Origin of the sequence: Endozoicomonas sp. OPT23, assembly GCF_009653635.1 — a bacterium.
Lineage (GTDB): Bacteria > Pseudomonadota > Gammaproteobacteria > Pseudomonadales > Endozoicomonadaceae > Endozoicomonas_A.
Genome location: NZ_PPFD01000002.1, coordinates 736,400 through 756,370, shown reverse-complemented (window position 1 = coordinate 756,370; position 19,971 = coordinate 736,400). Strand labels below are relative to the sequence as shown.

18 protein-coding genes are annotated in these 19,971 nt (G+C 46.7%); 13 read left to right on the top strand and 5 right to left on the bottom strand.

Going from position 1 to position 19,971, the window contains the following annotated elements; genetic code table 11:
* Nucleotides 1-11 precede the first annotated feature (11 nt).
* Nucleotides 12-821, bottom strand: coding sequence for a transporter substrate-binding domain-containing protein (locus EOPP23_RS05250; RefSeq protein ID WP_153764891.1), 810 nt, complete (start codon nucleotides 819-821; stop codon nucleotides 12-14).
* A 386-nt stretch (nucleotides 822-1,207) separates the two neighbouring features.
* Between EOPP23_RS05250 and EOPP23_RS05245 the strand changes: the two genes are divergently transcribed.
* The gene (locus EOPP23_RS05245; RefSeq protein WP_153764890.1) at nucleotides 1,208-1,972 is read left to right on the top strand and encodes an SDR family NAD(P)-dependent oxidoreductase; all 765 of its coding nucleotides are present in this window, start codon (nucleotides 1,208-1,210) and stop codon (nucleotides 1,970-1,972) included.
* Nucleotides 1,973-2,072: 100 nt separating this feature from the next.
* On the opposite strand, the gene EOPP23_RS05240 is transcribed toward EOPP23_RS05245, so the two are convergent.
* Entirely contained in the window at nucleotides 2,073-3,401 is a 1,329-nt protein-coding gene (locus EOPP23_RS05240; protein WP_228550561.1) for an aromatic amino acid transport family protein, read from the bottom strand.
* A 3-nt stretch (nucleotides 3,402-3,404) separates the two neighbouring features.
* The gene (gene trpR, locus EOPP23_RS05235; protein WP_228550611.1) at nucleotides 3,405-3,677 is read right to left on the bottom strand and encodes a trp operon repressor; all 273 of its coding nucleotides are present in this window, start codon (nucleotides 3,675-3,677) and stop codon (nucleotides 3,405-3,407) included.
* Nucleotides 3,678-3,866: 189 nt separating this feature from the next.
* On the opposite strand from trpR, the gene EOPP23_RS05230 reads away from it, so the two are divergent.
* On the top strand, nucleotides 3,867-4,268 hold the full coding sequence (locus EOPP23_RS05230; protein WP_153764887.1) for a hypothetical protein: 402 nt from the start codon (nucleotides 3,867-3,869) through the stop codon (nucleotides 4,266-4,268).
* A gap of 64 nt (nucleotides 4,269-4,332) precedes the next feature.
* On the opposite strand, the gene EOPP23_RS05225 is transcribed toward EOPP23_RS05230, so the two are convergent.
* Together EOPP23_RS05225 and nagA are read right to left on the bottom strand one after the other, a co-directional pair.
* A complete protein-coding gene (locus EOPP23_RS05225; protein WP_153764886.1) occupies nucleotides 4,333-4,884 on the bottom strand; it encodes a YtfJ family protein in 552 nt (183 codons plus the stop codon).
* A 163-nt stretch (nucleotides 4,885-5,047) separates the two neighbouring features.
* Nucleotides 5,048-6,490 carry an N-acetylglucosamine-6-phosphate deacetylase gene (gene nagA / locus EOPP23_RS05220; protein WP_194842500.1) on the bottom strand — a complete coding sequence of 481 codons (1,443 nt, stop codon included), beginning with the start codon at nucleotides 6,488-6,490 and terminating at the stop codon, nucleotides 5,048-5,050.
* Between the two features lie 530 nt (nucleotides 6,491-7,020).
* On the opposite strand from nagA, the gene EOPP23_RS05215 reads away from it, so the two are divergent.
* The 11 genes from EOPP23_RS05215 to EOPP23_RS05165 all read left to right on the top strand — a co-directional run bounded on the left by EOPP23_RS05215 (nucleotide 7,021) and on the right by EOPP23_RS05165 (nucleotide 19,916).
* Complete coding sequence (locus tag EOPP23_RS05215; protein WP_153764884.1) at nucleotides 7,021-8,022, top strand: BMP family ABC transporter substrate-binding protein; 1,002 nt, start codon at nucleotides 7,021-7,023, stop codon at nucleotides 8,020-8,022.
* Between the two features lie 202 nt (nucleotides 8,023-8,224).
* The gene (locus EOPP23_RS05210; RefSeq protein WP_153764883.1) at nucleotides 8,225-9,481 is read left to right on the top strand and encodes a valine--pyruvate transaminase; all 1,257 of its coding nucleotides are present in this window, start codon (nucleotides 8,225-8,227) and stop codon (nucleotides 9,479-9,481) included.
* Between the two features lie 122 nt (nucleotides 9,482-9,603).
* Nucleotides 9,604-10,986, top strand: a complete 1,383-nt coding sequence (locus EOPP23_RS05205) for an ankyrin repeat domain-containing protein (RefSeq protein WP_153764882.1) — start codon at nucleotides 9,604-9,606, stop codon at nucleotides 10,984-10,986.
* A 147-nt stretch (nucleotides 10,987-11,133) separates the two neighbouring features.
* Nucleotides 11,134-12,156, top strand: coding sequence for an ornithine carbamoyltransferase (argF, locus tag EOPP23_RS05200; protein ID WP_153764881.1), 1,023 nt, complete (start codon nucleotides 11,134-11,136; stop codon nucleotides 12,154-12,156).
* 217 nt (nucleotides 12,157-12,373) lie between these two features.
* The gene (locus EOPP23_RS05195; RefSeq protein ID WP_153764880.1) at nucleotides 12,374-13,747 is read left to right on the top strand and encodes a V-type ATP synthase subunit B; all 1,374 of its coding nucleotides are present in this window, start codon (nucleotides 12,374-12,376) and stop codon (nucleotides 13,745-13,747) included.
* On the top strand, nucleotides 13,744-14,373 hold the full coding sequence (locus EOPP23_RS05190) for a V-type ATP synthase subunit D (RefSeq protein ID WP_153764879.1): 630 nt from the start codon (nucleotides 13,744-13,746) through the stop codon (nucleotides 14,371-14,373). Before EOPP23_RS05195 ends, EOPP23_RS05190 begins: the two co-directional genes overlap by 4 nt.
* Nucleotides 14,374-14,385: 12 nt before the next feature.
* The gene (locus EOPP23_RS05185; RefSeq protein ID WP_153764878.1) at nucleotides 14,386-16,203 is read left to right on the top strand and encodes a V-type ATP synthase subunit I; all 1,818 of its coding nucleotides are present in this window, start codon (nucleotides 14,386-14,388) and stop codon (nucleotides 16,201-16,203) included.
* On the top strand, nucleotides 16,191-16,640 hold the full coding sequence (locus tag EOPP23_RS05180) for an ATP synthase subunit C (protein ID WP_153764877.1): 450 nt from the start codon (nucleotides 16,191-16,193) through the stop codon (nucleotides 16,638-16,640). Before EOPP23_RS05185 ends, EOPP23_RS05180 begins: the two co-directional genes overlap by 13 nt.
* A gap of 29 nt (nucleotides 16,641-16,669) precedes the next feature.
* Nucleotides 16,670-17,350, top strand: a complete 681-nt coding sequence (locus EOPP23_RS05175; protein ID WP_153764876.1) for a hypothetical protein — start codon at nucleotides 16,670-16,672, stop codon at nucleotides 17,348-17,350.
* 17 nt (nucleotides 17,351-17,367) lie between these two features.
* Entirely contained in the window at nucleotides 17,368-18,087 is a 720-nt protein-coding gene (locus tag EOPP23_RS05170) for a hypothetical protein (RefSeq protein WP_153764875.1), read from the top strand.
* Nucleotides 18,084-19,916, top strand: a complete 1,833-nt coding sequence (locus EOPP23_RS05165; RefSeq protein WP_153764874.1) for a V-type ATP synthase subunit A — start codon at nucleotides 18,084-18,086, stop codon at nucleotides 19,914-19,916. The genes EOPP23_RS05170 and EOPP23_RS05165 overlap by 4 nt, the downstream gene beginning before the upstream one ends.
* Nucleotides 19,917-19,971: the final 55 nt, after the last annotated feature.

The window sequence follows — 19,971 nt, the reverse complement described above, 5'->3', positions numbered from 1 at the left end:
CTGCTAATCACTTAGTTTAATGTCTTCTGCCATTCAGAGCTTTCAAACCACTTGCCGTAGATCTTGTCGTAAGTACCATCACCACGGATCTGACGCATAAAGTTGTTCAGCCAGTTTTCGAAGTCTGGATCGCCCTTACGAATACCCCAGGCCAGCGGTTCAAAAGTGAACGGTGTGTCCAGGTGAGAGATCTTGCCCGGGTTCTGAGCGGTGTAGATCGCGTTGTAAGGCAGGTCGTAAACAAACGCATCAGCTTTACCGTTAGCTACTTCCAGTGCGCCATCCGCTTCTGTTTCAAACAGACGGATGTTGGACTTACCCAGGAAACGCTTGGTCGCCGCTTCACCGGTAGTACCCAGCTTGGTGGCAACAGTAAAGTTCTTGTTGTTCAGATCCTTGTAGCTGGAGATCTTGCCTTCCAGACCTTTACGCAGCAGGATGCTTTGACCAACCACGATGTATGGCTCGGCAAAGTTAATCTGCAGGTTACGCTGGGAAGTCAGGGTCATGCCGGACATGATGATGTCAAACTTCTTGGTCAGCAGCGCAGGGATGATTCCGTCCCAGGCAGTGTTAACCAGTTCCAGTTTTACACCCATGGCTTTCGCCATCTGACGGGCAATGTCTACGTCGAAACCAATGATTTCGCCACGTTTGTTGGTTACTTCAAATGGCATATAGCCAGCTTCCATACCCACACGCAAAGTGCCGCGCTCAATGATCTGGTTCAGGGTCGACTTCTGCCACAGAGCTGTGTCAGAAGCAAAAAGGCTGGTGCTGAAAGCAAACAGCACAGCCATCAGGGCCACTATTCTTTTCATATTATTATTTCACTCCACGGTATCGGGGTCACCGACACGCTTTACTACTTGTGTGTTGTTATAGGTTCGCCATCCGGTCAACAATCCTTCTGTCCGCTGGCAATTGCTTCAGTAGAAGACCTGCGTATTGTACCTATACAACCCACATTCGCAAAAACAATCTCTTAGCAACCTTTGTTTTTAGCTTTAAAACCTAAATCAGCTAATTAATTTAGAAATATATACTTTGTGAATTGTTCATATTGTCCATTTTTTATATCTTTTTCTGCCAGACAGCCTGAGATATACAACAGTTCTCGCTCTTTCGCATCGACCTTGTACGAGTTTTTACCTGGATGCAAATCGTTAGCATGACCTTCGAAAACCACTGATTTGAGGTATCTCTAGTGTACGATTTGAAAGGTCATCAAGCTCTGATCACAGGTTCCGGTCAGGGCATGGGAGTCGGTATTGCTCGCAGTCTGGGCCTGGCGGGAGCTACTGTTTACATCAACGATCTGTTTCCGGAGCGCGCCGAGCAAGTAGCTGAAGAGTTGCGCGCAGAAGATATTGATGCTCGTGTAAAAGCATTTGATGTTACCAGCCTTGAAGCCTTTGAACAGGCTATTGGTGAGATCGGTACTCTGGATATTCTGGTCAGCAACGCCGGTATCGTTCCTGTTGAAAGCAACACGGAGCACTTCCTGCCTTTTGCTTTTACTGACCCTGAAAGCTGGCATCGCCAGTTTGACCTGAACGTCTTTGGTGTAATGAACGGTATTCGTGCCGTACTTCCAGGCATGCGTGAAAAAGGCCGCGGTCGTATTATCACCATAAGTACTGACGGTGGCCGTAAGGGTACTGCCGGTTTGTCTATTTACGGAGCTTCCAAAGCAGCTGGTATGCAGCTGACCAAATCCGTAGCGGTAGAAGAAGGCGGTTACGGCATCACTGCTAACACTGTTTCTCTGGGCCTGATGGAAAACGCAGCCAGCACCAATGTTTCTGAAGAGATCAACGCATTGTTCAGCTCGGTAATTGCTCAGCTGCCTGTTTCTCGCGCCGGCCGAGCTTCAGACGTTGGCGCAGCAGTTACTTTCCTTGCCAGTGATCAGGCCGAGTGGATCACCGGCCAGAACTTGCCAGTAAATGGCGGTGGCGATACTTTTTAAAGTTACAGCATCTAAAGTTACGGCATCTAAAATCACTGTTACAAAAAAAGGCCGTTATCGTAAATCTACGATAACGGCCTTTTTTATGTATTAGTTATAATCAACTGAATGTCGGTAACATTCCAAAGGCGTCCAAACCCGCCAGTGCCATTGATAGAATACCAAAACCAAATACCAGCAGCATTCTTGCCACTCCGCCAGTCACTCTGAACGAATCATTTCTCTCTTCCTTGCGCCCAATCCAGGCCATAGCTACAGGTGAGAGAATACAAATAATGCACATCACCATGCCGGCATAACCAATAGCGGTAATAAAGCCGTTTGGCAGCATCACGCCCAGCAGAGTAGGTGGAACAAAAGTAATGGCTGCAGTTTTAATCCGCCCCTGCAGATTATCTTCAAAGCCAAACAGGTCAGCGATGTAATCGTACAGGCACAGAGCTACACCCAGGAATGAACTGGCAACCGCCATATTGGAAAAGGCTTTTAACAATGAATTAACATTGTCGTTCAAGCCGGTACTAGCAAGGGCTGAAATAATGTCGCCAATATTACCGCCAGCTGCAATAAGCGCCGGAAACTCGGTACGAGTCAGATTACCAAACACGGCTACTTGCCAGAGCAGGTAGAACGCCAGGGTTAACAAGGAGCCGGTCAACAGTGACGTTCGAACACGACTGCCATCTTTGTCCATATACTTCACCAGACTCGGCACAGACGTCTGCATTCCGAAGCTTACGGCGAGAAAACTAAAGGCAGCCAGTGAATAGGGCAATGTTTCAGAAAGAGATAACTCAGGAAACAAAGATTGCGTCTCAGCGCCAGTCACCAAACCACCGATGGATCCCAGAAACGTAACAATCATACCGCCCATTAATACGGTAGTGATTCGATCAACCGTTTTTGTTCCCATCATCACGATCAGGGAAAGGAAGACAGCGAACACCAAACTGGCCATTGCAGGTTCAATCGATACACCAGAAACGGAGTTCACCGAATGACTGATGATAGAACTGCCGCCGGAAATATAGGCATAGGTCAGAATGTAACAAAGGAAAGCAACGGAAACGCCATTCACTATCCGCCCTGTTTTACCCAGAGTTGCTTCGGCAATGGTGTCGAAGCTGGCACCTCGGGGAAATCTCAGATTCGCTTCCAGCAAATAAAGGGCTGAACTGTACATGCAGTACCAGACCAGCAACATCACGATTAATGAATAACCAAACCACATGCCACTAGTGGCAACGGGCAAAGAAAACATTCCTGCACCAATGGCAGTACCTGCTACGATCACTACACCGCCGAGAACACTGCCTTCCGAGCTGCTCTTTTCCAGCGGTACGGCTGTTGCTGTCATTTCAGTCATACGTTCTGCTTCTTCCTGATAGCATTTCCATCCCTTTTTGAGGGATGGAAGCGCGTCTTTCATTTATTACTGGTTGATAACCAGCATTTTTTCTTCTTCGCTGAGTCTTTTCAGATAGTTTGAACAGCGGGTCACTTTGGCAATACTGACGCCCTGATCGGCAGCTATTTCCCTCTGGGACATATTGCCGGCCAGCAGTGCTCTCATAATGGAAAGCCTTGATGCAATGGCATCCTGCTCCTCGGGGGTTAGCAGTACCGCTAAAATCCTACGCAGTGCAGCTACATCTTCCTGCTCCTGAAGAAGGTCAACCACCTTCAGCCACTGCTCGACATTCATAATCAAAAAAACACTCTTAAACTGTAATGGTGCAACAGTACAGCAGTACACCGCATGCAGACATAGGCAAAAGCACCTAATCATTAACAATCGAAGCATCTGCAACTTTGTCATGGAGAGGGTCTACGTCATGTTTTTTCAGGTCTGGTCGAGAACATAGGCAGAGACTTGCAACAAATGGAAACGACCATGAAAAGGGGATTTGGAATTCTGACAGTGGTTCTTTGCTGGATGATTTCATCAGCTGCGATGGCCATGTCACAGGACGCTGCACTGAATTTCTATTTTCAGGTTAATGAAAAAGCTATGGGGAAGGCGGTGACTCTGCCCATACAACTGGACTACGGTCAGTCATCGACAGCGGCCAGGGAAGTGAATGATTTTCCTACTTTCAGGGTTGCCGTCAAACAAACGGTTCACGGTCTGGAAGTACACTTCTTCAACAAGCAGAATGGACAATTGATTACCAAAGCACGCTATTCCATGCAGGTGCGACTGGAGAACTCATTTCAAACTCAGGGTTTTACAGGACTGCAGTATGTTCATCATCCGGACGGTTCGGTGCTGCAGTTTATTGGCATGGTGAAATAATATCAGGATCTGGTTCGCCCCTGACGCTAAGAGGCTGTTTTAAACAGCCTCTTAGAACACGCGATTAGATGTTTGCCTTGATAGTCGTCATCACTTCTTTCGCATCAGCTTCAGACATGGCACCTTCTTTTACATAAAGTACTTTATTGTCCTTGCCTACTACGATAATGGCTCCACTCTTGCTTTGCAGATCCCAGGCTTCATGCACTGTGCCTTCTTCATCCAGAATAATGGTCGCTTCAGGGCTTTTCAGTTTGTTTTCTTCAGACGCTGATTGAACGAAACCGCCGGTACCAAACATGGCATCGTCCTTGTTAATCAGGGTGACGGTCTGGAACTGTTCTGCTGGAAGACCCGCGTCAGTCAGGGAAGACATAACCGGAGTGGTCATTTCAGACGCTTCACCACGGCCGGCAATAGCGTTAATCAGTCGAACCTTGCCTGCGCCGGTATCGCTGCTCCAGCTTTGATATTCAACAGAATCTTTAACCACAACCATTTCACCACCATCGGTTACTTTGACTGCAGGCAGAGTGGCACCGACTTCAATCTCCAGAGCACTGGTGAATCCGGACAGCAGGGACAGGGCAAGAACAGCAGAGGTCTTCTTAAGCATAATGGCTTCCGACTTTATCTATAAGGCTGTTTAGAAAGCTAAACAATGGATAACAACAAGTCGTCAGACATCTTACTGAAGTTAACAAGCATGATTAAGGTGATAAACATTGATTCGGGCTGATAGTGAATATTTAAAGTAAAAACAGACAAGTCTGGTTTTATTAGCCGCCTGATGGAAAAACTTTTTGCCCGAAACGATAGGTCGCCAGCACATCATAATTTTCATCAAGAATCACAAGATCAGCATGCATGTTTGCTTTTATCAAACCTTTAACATGGTCCAGCTTCAACACCTTGGCCGGGTTACGGCTTGCCAGCAGGGCAGCTTCTGCCAGTGTTAGCTGTCCAGCACTGAATTCAATTATATTTCTGACCGCTTCATTCATTTTCAACAAACTGCCAGCCAGATTGCTCTTCCCTTTCAATTTTGCCTTATCACCTTCAACAACAATCTCCTGACCACCCAATTCGAACTCGCCTTCACCAACGTACTTGGCACTGATTCCATCGCTGATAAGAATGGCTCTTTGAGTAAATGAACGCCATTCTGTCAGGCCGTATATTATCGAGCTGTCCAGATGATGTTTATCTGCGATCAAGGTGTAAGGTATTCCGGTTCTCAAAATACCCATTGCACAACCTGCAGTGCCGGGCGAATGCCCACCGTCAGGCATGGCATTGAACAGGTGTGTAGCCAGACCAATTCCCCTTCCGATGTAATCAAAGGCTTCATTGCCGTCACAGGATGTATGCCCAATGGATAGAATAATATCTGCACTTTTACATACCGCGATAAACTCCTCAGCCTCCGGCAGTTCGGGAGCCAGAGTAATAACTCTAACAATACCGTCTGCTTCCTGCTGCCAGGTTTCAACTTCTAAAAGATCCGGTACTCTTTGACAGGAAGGAAGATGGCAGCCCATTTTATGGGGCGAGAAAAAAGGCCCTTCGGCATGAACTCCCAATATTTCAGAGCCCTCTATCCCTGCAGATGCCTGCTGTTTCATTGCTGCCTGTACTCCCTTGATCGCAGCTAAAGTCAGCTCAGGGCTTTGTGTCATGGTTCCAGCCAGAAATGCTGTGGTACCTTCTTCCACCAGCCTGTTTGCTATGGTCAAAACAGCAGCCTTACCCTCCATAACATCAACTCCTGCTGCACCATGTAATAGCAGATCAATAAAGCCGGGAAGAACTATTCCACCTACAGCGTGATAATCGTGTTCTTCATCTCCTTCCTGTTTATTTACCGCTGCCGTGGCTACGACCTGACTGATCACACCATTTTCAACAATAACCGTGTAGTCATCAGTCATTGTCTCTCCGGAAAGAACCTTCATACCTCGTATTAACAGGCGGGAATTTTGTTGTTTTCTCTCTACATCATTAACCTTTATAGCCGCTTGTTCGAGGCTCTGATCCTCAGCACCATTAACTCTGTCTGGTTGTGGCGGCTCTGGCCTGCTGTACTGCCGAGGTTTTAGTGATTCCACTAACCTTACCCTGTCTTCCAAACTCAACTCCGGTAGCATATAAAACGGAGGCTTTGGGTTGATAGAAAGATAGGTTCCTTTCAAGGACAGTTGCCCGATCAGGTCAACGCCCATGTATAAATCCAGCAGGCTACTGGCACAGAGCCGCGAAGCAGGTAAAACTGAGCACAGCAGGATTAAATAAATACGTATTCTTTTTAAACAGCTTTTCATTACTGCCCTGATCCAGCTGAAGTGGAGTTATCCACAGAAATTTATTAATAGGTTTTTCACTGAAACAACAGATTAGTCAATACAATAAATTTTGCTGGAATATTGTATCCATGCAGCTGTTTTAAGACTTCATTACCAAATAGAACAGACTACTTCACTGGTATAAAACACAAGTTAACGCAAGAACGCCTATTTTCTGTTAACTCCTGATTAAAACGGAACATACGAAATAAACTAGTGGAATATCATATCAAGACGAAGACCTTATCCCTTGTTACTCTAGGCCCATTGGATAATTCAGCTGACTGAGAAACCATCACCGGTTTTCACTTTCCGATAACAATAATCACACGACCTGTTCAAAGATATGCAGCAGGCCAAGTCGTAGCAACTGTGTATTAAATAACACAAAAATAATTCGGAGAATCGCCATGCGCATAGGAATGGTGCGTCTTTTTCTGGTTTTAATTTCAGTATTCGTCCTCAATGCCAACGCCTTTACTTTTAAACCCGCTGTCGTTTATGACATCAACGGTAAATTTGACCGTACCTTCAGTGAGGATGTTTATCTCAACGGCGTCAGACGTTTTCAGGCAGATTTTGATATTGCAGTGGAACAACAGGAACCTCAACTCAGATACGCTCTGAAAGCAGGTTTGGAAAGTCTGGCCGCCAAAGGCTACGGCCCTATCGTTACCGTGGGCTACCGCACAGCTCTGCTGGTTGAGGAGATTGCTGATGATTACCCTGATGCGTTCTTTATCACCATTGATCAGAGCGTCGATAAGCCCAATGTTCGATCTTTAGTCTTTGCCGAACAGGAAGGCTCTTACCTCGTCGGCGCTCTTGCTGCCATGCTGACTGAAACTGACACCATTGGTTTTATTGGTGGTATGCCAACACCGCCGATCAAACGGTTTGAGTGTGGTTACCAACAAGGTGCCAATGCTATAAAAAATGATATCAAAGTCCTCAAATCCATGATTGGTACAGAGGCTGCTGCCTTTAACGAGCCAGAGAAAGGCAGACAGCTGGCCACTAAACAGATCAAACGTGGAGCTGACGTTATTTATACCGCTTCAGGGCGCAGCGCCATTGGTGTTTTTTCCGCAGCTCATTTCAAAGGTATTCATGCCATTGGCGCTGACTCAAACCAGAACTGGATTGATGGCGAGCTGATACTCACTGCCATGTTAAAACATGCAGGCATCGCCGTTTATGACGTCTGGGTCAATGCCATGAACGGCTACTGGCAGTCAGGCACTACTATTATGAATCTGAAAAACGGTGGTATTGGCTGGGTCAGAGGTGCTGATAATCAACCTATACTGCCGAAGAAATATCGCAAAACACTTCAGGAAATTGAGCAGGCGATCAAGGAAGGTAAAATCCAGGTGCATGATTACAGCAAGAATCGCTCTTGTTCTGTATAAAGCCCGCCCCCTATAAAACCCGTTCCCTATAAAAAATGTAGTCCCAAACTTTATGCAAGCCAGACCATTGTCGGTTAAACTGGCCAGTCAGCCATAAACAAAAAGCACCATCTTTCCGAGACTCACGAGGTCTTTGGAAAGCTCGATCGGTGCTTTTATGGCAGATGTTTATCAGCGATCATAATGATAATTTGAGGCAGGCATGAAGCTTTCCACGTTTGGTACAAAATTCACCAGTCACTCCGGCATTCTTCAGCTCATGGACGATCTTGGTCATGCGCTGGCCGGTGGACAGGATATGATAATGATGGGCGGTGGCAATCCCGCTCATATCCCTGAAGTGGAAGACGTATTTCGCCAGCGACTGCAGAAAATCCTGGACAGTCAGGCCGAGTTTACCCGTTTGACCGGCACCTATGACCCACCCCAAGGTGAGAAAGAATTTGTTACCGAGCTGGCTGCTTTTTTGAATCGCCAGTACGGCTGGAAACTGACCGCAGATAATATTGCATTAACCAATGGCAGCCAGGCGGCTTTCTTTATGCTGTTCAATATGTTTGCCGGAGATTATGACGACGGCTCACATAAACGTATTCAGCTGCCACTGGCACCGGAATATATTGGTTATGCCGATGCGGGTTTGAGTAACGATTTCTTTCTGGCGAACAAGCCTGAAATCGAGCAAATCAATGACCATATGTTCAAGTACCGTGTTGACTTTAACGCTCTTAAAGTCGACGAACGTACCGGTGCTATCTGTGCTTCCCGCCCCACCAACCCAACCGGTAATGTTCTGACCGATGAAGAAGTCAGTCGACTGGATGAAATGGCCAGGGCCAACGATATTCCTCTGATTATCGATGGAGCTTATGGCACGCCATTCCCGAACCTGATTTATACCGATGCCAACCCGGAATGGAATGAAAATACCATTCTCTGCCTGAGCCTTTCCAAACTGGGTCTGCCTGCGGCACGTACTGGTATCGTGATTGCTAATGAGCAGGTGATTAAAGCCCTGTCAGGTATTAATGCGATTATGAATTTGGCACCAAACAGCTTCGGTAGCCTGATTGCTCTGGATATGATTAAAGACGACAGCATTGTTGACTTGAGTCGCAACGTGATTCGTCCTTACTATGAAAACCAGGCTCAGTTTGCAGTTAGCTCTCTGAAGAAACATATGGCTGGCTTGCCATGGCAGGTGCATAAGCCGGAAGGCGCCATGTTCCTCTGGCTCTGGTTTAAGGGTCTGCCTATCTCCAGTCAGGAACTTTATGAGCGTCTGAAAAAACGTAATGTACTGGTTGTCTCTGGCCATTACTTTTTCCCGGGGATTGCTGATGACTGGCGCCACAAACATGAGTGCCTGAGAATGACCTTCACCCGCGACCATATAACCGTTGATCAGGGTATCAGCATCATTGCCGACGAAGTTCGAAAGGCTTATCAGCAAGGCTAAAGCACATTCTTTCGAAAAGAGCTTGGGAGTGATATCCCTGGCTCGCTTACCCTTGAATATGCTACCAAGCGCTTCCTGCTAAGTCGTCTATAGTCAATTGCTTTGGCCAAAGCAGATGTACTGTGTTTAAACTCTTTCCAAAGTACCTCTTCTTATTTTCAAGCAGAGCACTCTTCCTGTTTTTTATCAGTAAGAGCATTTCTGCTTCGGCTCCTGCTGAGGAGGGTCATAAAGTAATAGCCCCCGAATCGTTACTTAACCTGACTCTGACCTACGATGACCAGCTCATAAGCTATATCTGCGGCGAAAATTATCGGCTTTATTTAGAAGAGAACCCCGACGAGATTGATAAATCTATCAACGGCCGAGGAGAAACGGCAATTATCCTTGCTGCCCACTTTCAATGTAATGAGCAATTGAGCCGCTTTCTGGAGCTGGGTGCCAGTGTCGACTCTACAGACTCTTTGGGCAATACCGCTCTTCATCATTCAGTGATGGTGAACAATACTGAAGGTTGCAAAACACTATTAGTCAACAGTGCCAATATAAACCACCAAAACAAGCGAGTATTGTACACACCATTACATCTGGCAATTAACCATGGTTACCCTGCTCTGGCCAGCCTGCTGCTAGAAAATAACGCCATTTTTCAAAAAGTAACGTCAAAAAATGAGAATGCCTTATTTCTTGCCATCCGATACAACCAGTTTGAATCATTTAATCGATTACTGACTTATATAAAGCGATTCAGCAAAACCAAAAGGCAGCCCATTTTTAATCAGGAAGTCTCTGTTTCCAATACGCAGAACATCACCTCCTTGGCATTAGCCAGCTTCTACGCAAAGCAACAGTACTTCGACCGACTGATAAAGGCTGGAGCTGATCCGAACCAAATCATTGAGAGTCTGCAGGTCCCTCTCCTGCATCTGGTTATCTACAGTGAGCAGCCCCATGCTGTTGAAAGACTTTTATCTGCTGGCTCTGATCCCAACATCACCGACGCGGATGGCCAGACTGCATTGATGGCAGCAGTTCTGCAATCACAACCAAAGATCATTACTTCTCTGGTGGCAGCCCATGCTGATATCGATGCAACTCTGGAGCGAAAAGTTAACCTGAAAGATTCATCATCCATAATACTCATAACAGCATTATCTGTGGCTATTCAGGAAAACAACCTGGAAGCAGGGCAGCAATTATTAAGTGCTGGGGCCACGATAAACAGTGATGACTATTCCTGTACAACCCGGGCACTGGAATTAGAGCATTATGATTTTTTTGTCCTGTTAACAGGAGGGTATCTCAATGGAATCTCTGGCCTGATTTTTGAGGGAGAATGGCAGCATGCTTCAAACGTCGGCCTTCATTTACTGGTTCAATCATATTATGCAATGATGGGCTGGCTTAAACCTGTCGTCATTATTGTTGCTCCCATAGTGACTGCTGCGTTTTTACTAGCCTTTCCTGTTCAACAAATCTATAACCATATAAAGCCCCCTATTTAGCTAAATACTCAAAATACATGAATATTTATGCTAATTTTTAGCAAAACATATAGACAGACTGAGAATAATATTCGATTATTGCCTCTTACTGTCGCCATGAGTTTCATCATCGGCCCAAAGCAATAACAAAGCTGAGCGAGTACTACCATGGATTTCAGACTGCCAGAACGTCACTTTCTGAAACTGCTGGACTTTACCACCACTGAAATAGCGGCTCTGCTTGAGCTATCTGTGCAACTTAAAGCTGCGAAAAAAGAGCGAAAAGAGCCACAGTTTCTCAAAGGGCGAAACATTGCCCTGATCTTTGAGAAAACATCGACTCGAACCCGCTGTGCCTTTGAAGTAGCCAGTTTCGATCAAGGGGCTAATGTCACATACATTGCCGGTGGTTCACAGATGGGCAGCAAGGAATCTGTGAAAGACACAGCCAGAGTTCTGGGCAGAATGTACGACGGTATCGAGTTTCGTGGCCACTCCCAGCAGCACGTTGAAGAACTGGCAGAATTTTCAGGTGTTCCTGTCTGGAACGGTTTAACCGATGAATGGCACCCTACTCAGGTTCTTGCAGATTTTCTCACCATGCTCGAATACGGCAATGGTAAAACCCTGAACCAGATGAAGCTCTGCTACATGGGTGATGGCCGCAACAATGTTGCTCACTCCCTGATGGTGGGTTGTGCCAAAATGGGGATCGATTTTCGTGTCGCGGCTCCCGAAGGTTTCACACCAGATCCGGAGCTGATCGAAAAATGTCAGACAATTGCCCAGCAAACCGGAGCCAAGATTACCGCTACTCAGAATATTGATGAAGCAGTAGCCGGTTGTGACTTTATCTACACCGATGTCTGGGTTTCCATGGGGGAACCAGCCGCAGCCTGGGATGAACGAGTCAGCCTGATGACCCCCTATCAGGTTAACAATGAACTGCTGGCGAAAACCGGTAACCCTGACGTTCACTTCCTGCATTGCCTGCCAGCGTTTCACAACGATGACACCACCATCGGCAAAGACGTTGCGGAAAAGTACGGCATGAATGGTCTTGAGGTCACCGAGGACGTATTCGAATCAAGGCACAGTGTGGTTTTTGATCAGGCTGAAAACCGTATGCACACCATCAAGGCTGTAATGGTTGCAACGCTCGGAGATAAAGCCGAACAGAACATCATCTAGGTTTTAATAGATGCAGCCAAAACATTCTGGCTGCATCCATATCCTTTCTAAAGTCATTTCCTGAATTTCTTCATTTTCTTCCAGCAAAAGCTGCAACCTTGTCTACTATTGTTCTGCCAACTTTGCAGCTAATGGGTCTCACTCGTTAGCTGAGCAATCCTTAGCTGAACAGTTGCACTCACTTTCAATTTAACAATCCAAACCATCAGGAGCAGTGATGCCCCAGAGTTTGCTGAAATTTACTCAGATCCTGAGCATTGTCGGAGATCTTGTCAGAGTAAAAGTTCCATCACAGTCCGGAATCAGTGAACACATCGGGTTTGGCGATCTCGCTATTATCCAGCAGCAAGGGCGCTTTTATTCTCTGGCTCAGGTTATAAAGCTGCACCGGGAAGAAGTATCGCTTCAGGTATTCAGTGGCACCAAAGGTTTATCCACAGAAGCAGCTGTTTCCTTTCTGGGTGAACCCATGAAAGTGACCTATTCCGGAAATATCCTTGGTCGAATTTTTCGAGGCTCAGGGGACGCTCTTGATGACGGCCCGACACTTGAGCAGGAACCGAAAGTAGAAATTGATGGCCCTTCTGTTAATCCGGTACGGCGTGTACTGGCTTCAAGAATGGTCAGGACGAATATTCCGATGATTGATGTGTTCAATACATTGGTCGAATCCCAGAAAATCCCAATTTTTTCCGTAGCAGGCGAGCCTTATAACCGCTTTCTGGCACGTATTGCCATTCAGGCCGAAGCTGATGTCGTGGTCTTCGCGGGTATGGGACTTATCTTTGATGACTTTCATTTTTTCAAAACTACCTTTGAAGATGCTGGCGTATCTGCACGGACGGTGATGTTCAGTAATCTGGCTTCAGATCCTATTGTTGAACGACTGCTGACACCTGATATGGCGCTGGCGGTTGCCGAGCATTTCGCAGTAGAAGAAAACAAGAAAGTCCTTGTCCTCCTGACCGATATGACCAGCTATGCCGATGCCATGAAAGAGATTGGTGTTGCCATGGACAAGATTCCAGCAAACCGTGGCTATATGGGCGATCTTTACTCTCAACTGGCCCGCCGCTATGAAAAAGCCTGCGACTATAAAGGCGCTGGCTCAGTTACCATTCTGGCTGTCACCACTATGCCCGGGGATGATGTGACACATCCGGTGCCTGATAACACGGGCTATATTACTGAAGGTCAATTCTATCTGCACAACGGCGTCATTGATCCCTTTGGCTCACTGTCACGACTGAAGCAAATGGTTCAGGGGAAAGAAACCCGTGATGACCATGCGGCCATTATGAACACCATGATTCGTTTCTATTCCGATGCAGTAAACGCTAAACAGAAACAAGCCATGGCTTTTGAGCTGTCGGACTATGATCAGAAGACACTGGAATTTGGTGATAAATTCAAACAGCGCTTTATGTCTTTGAATGTCAGTTTGCCGCTGGAAGAAGCCCTTGACCTTGGCTGGCAGACACTGGCCGAATGTTTCTCTCAGGATGAAACACTGATTAAACAAAGTCTTCTCGATAAATACTGGCCACTTCAGTCTGCCCCTGAAACGGCAGCAGAGGTCACATCACAATGACCTCACTCACTCTCAGTAAAAGTACGCTGAACAGAGAAAAGCAGAATCTCAAAGCCTATAACCGCTATCTACCTGCGCTGGAGTTAAAACGACAGCAGTTGTTGGTTGAATTGCAGAAGGCTGAAATTGCTATTGAGGAAGCAGAGCAGAAACTGGGTAACGTTCTTGAACAAGTGGCCAGAGAGCTTCCCATGCTTTCCCGAAAAGATGTGGACGTAGAGCCGCTGGTCAAAATAGAAAAAACTGAAATCAGAGAAGAGAATATTGTCGGTACAAGGGTTCCTATTCTGCATGAGCTCAAACTGCGGGTAATACCCTACAGTGACCTGGCTATGCCTCACTGGGTTGATATGTATGTCGAACTGATGCAGCAAGCCTTGACCTGGCAGCTGGAACACCATATTCGCAAAGAACGACTCGAGAAGCTGGCCAAGGCAAGCCAGACCACTGCGCAGCGTGTAAACCTTTTCTCAAAAGTTTTGATACCGAAAGGCAAAAAGAATATTCAGAAAATACAGATTTACCTGTCAGATCAGGATCGAGCCAGCATTATCAACGCTAAGCTGGCTAAAGCCAGGGGGCATATCAAACCGAACTACAGGGAGCAGCTTCAGGTTCACTCCTGAACTGAAAATGCTATGGCGATAGAAGCTCTCTACCGAATGACGTTATACGGACCTGCAGATAAAAAGCAGAAGGTTTTATCCGGTTTACAGGAGGTCGGCTGCCTTCATCTAATTCCACTGGCACCCGACAACTCACAAACTAACGACAGTAATATTTTATCTACCGCCAATGAAGCGGTGCAATGGCTGGAGCGTGTTCCCTCTCCCAGACGCCAATTTAAAGAATCAAGCGCTGAAGAGATTAATCGGGCTATTGAAAAAACCCTACAGAACAAGAGCCAGTATCGCGCCGTGTCGGACAAGAGAGATAAACTGCAGGAACGTATACAGGAAGTAACTCCCTGGGGGGATTTCAGTTTTCCCGACTTGAACGAGCTGCATGATCAAAGGCTCTGGTTTTATGTTGTTCCTGACAACAGTCTTGATGATTTCTTTCAGTCGGCTGCGGCCAACAGCCTTTGCTATAAAGTCATTCACCAGAGCCTCGTTGAAAGTTACATAGTTATCATTTCACTTGAAGATCCTGAGCAAAAACTTCCTGCACCCAGATCTCATGTCGGTGAAATTTCCTTATCAAGCCTTGAGTCTGAACTGGAAATATCAGAGCAGCAACTCGATGAGTTACTGGCTGAGCGTGAAGACCTCAGCCGTTGGCTTCATTTAATATCAACCTCTGTTGCCCGTCTTCGCGATCAGGTCAGTTTAACGAAAGCCAGTACAGGTACTCTCAACGAGGAAGAGTTCTTTCTTATTCAGGGCTGGTTACCAAAGGTCAAAGAATCGCTTATCAAACAGTACTGTAAGGAACACTGTTTGGCCGTCCAGTTTGAACCTCCGACACCTAACGATGCACCGCCAACTCTATTACAAAAGTCGGCTAGTGTTGGTGGTGGAGCGGACGCCCTGGGATTTTTTCAAACACCCGGCTATAGAACCTGGGATCCGGGCAAAACTGTCTTTTTTTCCTTCTCGCTGTTTTTTGCCATGATCATCAGTGATGCCTGCTACAGCTTACTGATCGGGATAATTGTATTTTTCATAAAACGTCGTATTTCGAGCACTGCACAGAATAAAAGACTTTTAAATCTGGGCTTTATCATGGCTCTCTTTGGCTTGATCTGGGGCTGTATGGTGGGCAGCTATTTTGGCGTCTCACCAAAAGAAGGTTTGCTGGCAGACCTCGCCATTATCAACCTCAATGATTACAACGCCATGATGAGGCTCTCGATCATTATTGGTGTGTTTCACCTGCTCATTGCCAACCTGATGTCTGCCGTTAGTCTGAAAGACAGCAGTGCCTCCCTAGTTCCTCTTGGCTGGTCTATTAACTTGCTGGCTGGCCTTCTAGGCTGGCTGGGAATGACGGAAATCATTCCCAAACCCTTCTTTTCGACCATTGCCCCTGCACTGCTGACTGTGGGCTCAATTCTGGTGTTGTTTTTTTCTGACAACCGACCAGTACATTCTATTAAGGATGCCCTACTAAGGCTTATCTCAGGATTAAAATCTCTCTATAACATCAGCTCGGCTTTCGGGGATGTGCTGAGCTATATGCGACTGTTTGCTCTGGGGCTTTCGGGTGCATCTCTGGCTCTGACCTTCAATTCACTGGCCGCCAGTGCCTTACAGTCCAGCCCTGTCATGGGGGTACTGTCCAGTGCCCTGATTCTTCTGTTTGGTCATCTGCTTAATTTTGCACTCTGTGTAATGAGCGGCGTGGTTCATGGTATGCGTCTGAACGTTATTGAATTTGTTAACTGGGGAATCCCTGAGGAAGGGTATCCATTTCAATCATTCTGCAAACACGAGGTTTCCCAATGGACACACTGATTCTTGCCCTTGGCTGGGTTGGTATTTTCTCCCCTGTAGCACTGGGTGCCGTTGGCTCTGCTATTGGCTGTTCGGTCGCAGGCCAGGCTGCCTGTGGTGCCATGCTGGATGTTGAAAGTGGTTACGGAAAATTCATTGGTCTCTCCGCCATGCCCTCATCACAGGTCATATACGGCATCGTAATTATGTTTTCTCTGAACACCATTGGCGTTTCCGTCAACAGTGCTCCCGGACTCTTTGGGATAGGCCTGCTGACAGGCATTGCCCTGCTTTATTCCGCTGTCTATCAGGGGCAGGCTGTCGCCGCAGCCATTAACTCAGCTAAAAACAAACCGGAAATATTTGGATTGTCCGTAGCGCCTGCAGCCATTGTTGAAGGCTTTGCCGTATTTGCCTTTGTGTTTGCTTTGGTACTTGGACAACAGATTGTCGCTTAAGCTAAATCCGTAAACAGGAATTCTCAAAGATGACTGATAGCACCAACAAAAACAGCGTTTCAACAGGTGTTCAGGAGTTGATTGAGCAACTGAAAGCTCAGGGAGTAAACAGCGGCCGGGAAGAAGCCGTCAGTATCATTGCGGATGCACGTGAAGAAGCCAGCAGACTGATTGATCAGGCAAAAGCCGAAGCTGAAGCCATTCAAAAATCAGCGCAGCAACAGGCAGATTTTACCATCAAGGCAGGGATTGAAGCCTTGCAGCTGGCAGAAAGAGATACCGTTCTGGAACTGAAGGAGTTTCTGATTGAAAAGTTCTCTCAGCAGATTACCTCGTTGGTCAGTAATGCTCTAAACAGTAGAGAGCTGATCAAGAACATTATTCTGGAAATTGCCGGAAATCAGAAACCCGGGGCTGGTCAACCAGTAGAAATTATATTGCCTGAAAGAGTCATCGGAATAGAAGAACTGAGACGAGACCCTGAGCTTATTAAACATGGCCGCTTGCTGAATCTAGTCATGGAAGGGGCTACTGACTTACTCAGAGAAGACATTGAATTCTCGATTGCCTCATCTGATTTCTCCGGCATCAGATTTAAGCTCAAACAACAGGCTGTTGAAATTGATCTTTCCGATGAAGCGGTAACCGCCATTCTACTGCAACACCTTCAACCAAGGTTTAGAGCCTTACTGGAAGGCATTGTTAAATAGCAGAACGGATACACATCATGGTCGAGAACACTTACTACACGTTACTGGCTTCCCTGCCTCATATCAGCTCTCTGTTTGACAGCAAGATCACGCCTGTTTCCAGAATTCAGCTGAATCGCAGACTGTCCATGCTCAACCATGACGATCGTCAGATGCTCTCTGCCATCGAGGAGCTGATGCACTGGAGCAGGCTGGAAAGCACTATTGACGAAGCCAGCCTGATAAGAAGAACGGCCAGATTGTTTCAATCACTGCCCGGCCAGGACCTGAAACAGCTGATTGCCTGGCGTCTCGATATGAGAACCCTGATCGCAGCATTGAGAAGAAAAAGAGCCGGTGAGAAGGCTCCAGCTTATGAGCAGTGGAGCTTTGGCTCCCGCTACCCTTATATTCGACGTCAGTGGGCGCACACAGCTCTTGGATTGCAACACTCTTTTCCATGGGTGGCTGAAGCCAGTGTATTGCTTCAACACCGTAAACATGGGGAACTGGAAAGGTTGCTGTTGAAAGTCATCTGGGACTACCTTTGTCAGTTTGGCCTGAAACACAGCTTCGATTTCGAAGCTGTTGTACTTTATGTCCTTCGATGGAATCTGGTTGCTCGCTGGACCAGCTATAACCCTGACTTGGCTCTTGAAAAGTTTAATCAAATAAGCCACCAGATCTTATCCGAAGCCGGTATGGATGCTGTATTTAAACAATCAACTCTACTCTCTGAGCCGGAAGCATCCCTATGAGCAGCAGTGCTATAGCCACCTCAAGAACAACAGCCAACAGTATAAAACCAACAGCTCAGGTAGTTTCTGTACTCGGTGATATTGTCACAATTGAACAACTGGCTGACACACCTCTGGTAAAAAACGAAGTCGTTTATATTGTGGTGGAAAGAAAACAGTCTGCTCAATTGATGGCTGAGGTATTGAGGGTTGAAGGAAATTCCGCTGATGTTCAGGTTTATGAGGAAGCCAGAGGCATTGCCGTTGGAGATATGGTTATTCAAACAGGAGAGCTGCTCTCGGTAGAACTTGGCCCTGGCAATCTGGCGACTATTTTTGATGGTTTGCAAAACCCTCTGGAAAGAGTCGCCAACCAGTATGGTAACTTTCTGGAAGCAGGCATTCAGGTTACGCCCCTTGATCGGGTAGAGACCTGGGCCTTTTCTGCCGTGGCGAAAACCGGTGATAAGTTAAAGGCAGGGGAAGTATTGGGCACAGTGCCGGAAGGCCGGTTTACTCACCAGATTATGGTGCCTTTTGATACGGAAGGTGAGGTTGAAGTCAGCTGGATTCAGGAAGGAACATTTAACGTTGATACGGTTATTGCCAGAGTCAAGGATGATCATGGCAACGAGCAGCCTTTAACCATGGTGCAGAAATGGCCCGTGCGTCACTCCATTGGTGAAGTACTGGCCAAAAAAGGTAAAACCTGTCGTAAATATCCGGACTCACCGTTAGTCACAACACAGCGAATTGTCGATACTTTTTTCCCTATTGCTCTGGGCGGTACAGGCTGCATTCCCGGCCCTTTTGGCTCAGGTAAAACAGTGCTTCAACATTCATTTTCCCGTTACAGTAATGCGGACATCGTCGTCGTGATTGCCTGTGGAGAACGGGCTGGCGAAGTTGTAGAAACCATCGAGGAATTTCCACACCTTCAGGATCCTGTTACCGGTGGTTCACTGATCGACAGAACCATTATTATCTGCAATACCTCATCCATGCCGGTAGCCGCCAGAGAAGCTTCCATTTATACCGGACTGACTCTGGGCGAGTATTACCGGCAGATGGGCTATAACGTTCTGGCTCTGGCTGACTCAACCTCCCGATGGGCACAGGCTATGCGTGAAACCTCCAACCGTCTCGAAGAAATCCCCGGTGAAGAAGGTTTTCCAGCTTATATGGACTCTGCCATTAAAGGAGTCTATGAGCGTTGTGGTGTAATCAACAATGAACTGGGAGTACAGGGCTCACTGACCCTGATAGGATCCGTTTCACCCGCCGGCGGTAACTTTGAAGAACCAGTGACTCAAGCGACTTTGAATACCGTTAAAACCTTTCTTGGTTTGTCTTATGACCGTGCCTATAAACGCTTTTATCCTGCTATCGATCCACTGATTTCCTGGTCCCGATACCTGGATCAGCTTTCCGGCTGGTACGCTGATAACCTTTCAGAAGACTGGGTCAGTCGTGTTAAAACCATGCAGTCTGTACTGATACAGGGAGACAGTATTAATCAGATGATGCAGGTGACAGGAGAAGAAGGTATCACGCTGGATGACTATACCCTCTGGCAGAAATCACTGTTTCTCGATATGACCTATCTTCAGCAGGATGCTTTTGATGATATAGACTGTAGTTGCTCCATCAACAGGCAGCAAAGTCTGTTCAACCTGATCGATAAGGTCATACTTGCAGAGTACTCTTTCACCAGCAAAGGGGATGTTCGGAGTTACTTCGTCAAAATGACCGGTCTTTGCAAAAACCTGAACTACTCTCATGAAGGTTCACCGGAATATCTCGGTTACACCGAAAAAATCACGAACTATATGGCATCCCATTCTCTGTAAGCTCTCAATAACCATTAACCGTTGAATTCAAAAACAGCCTATGTCAGCTATTGAT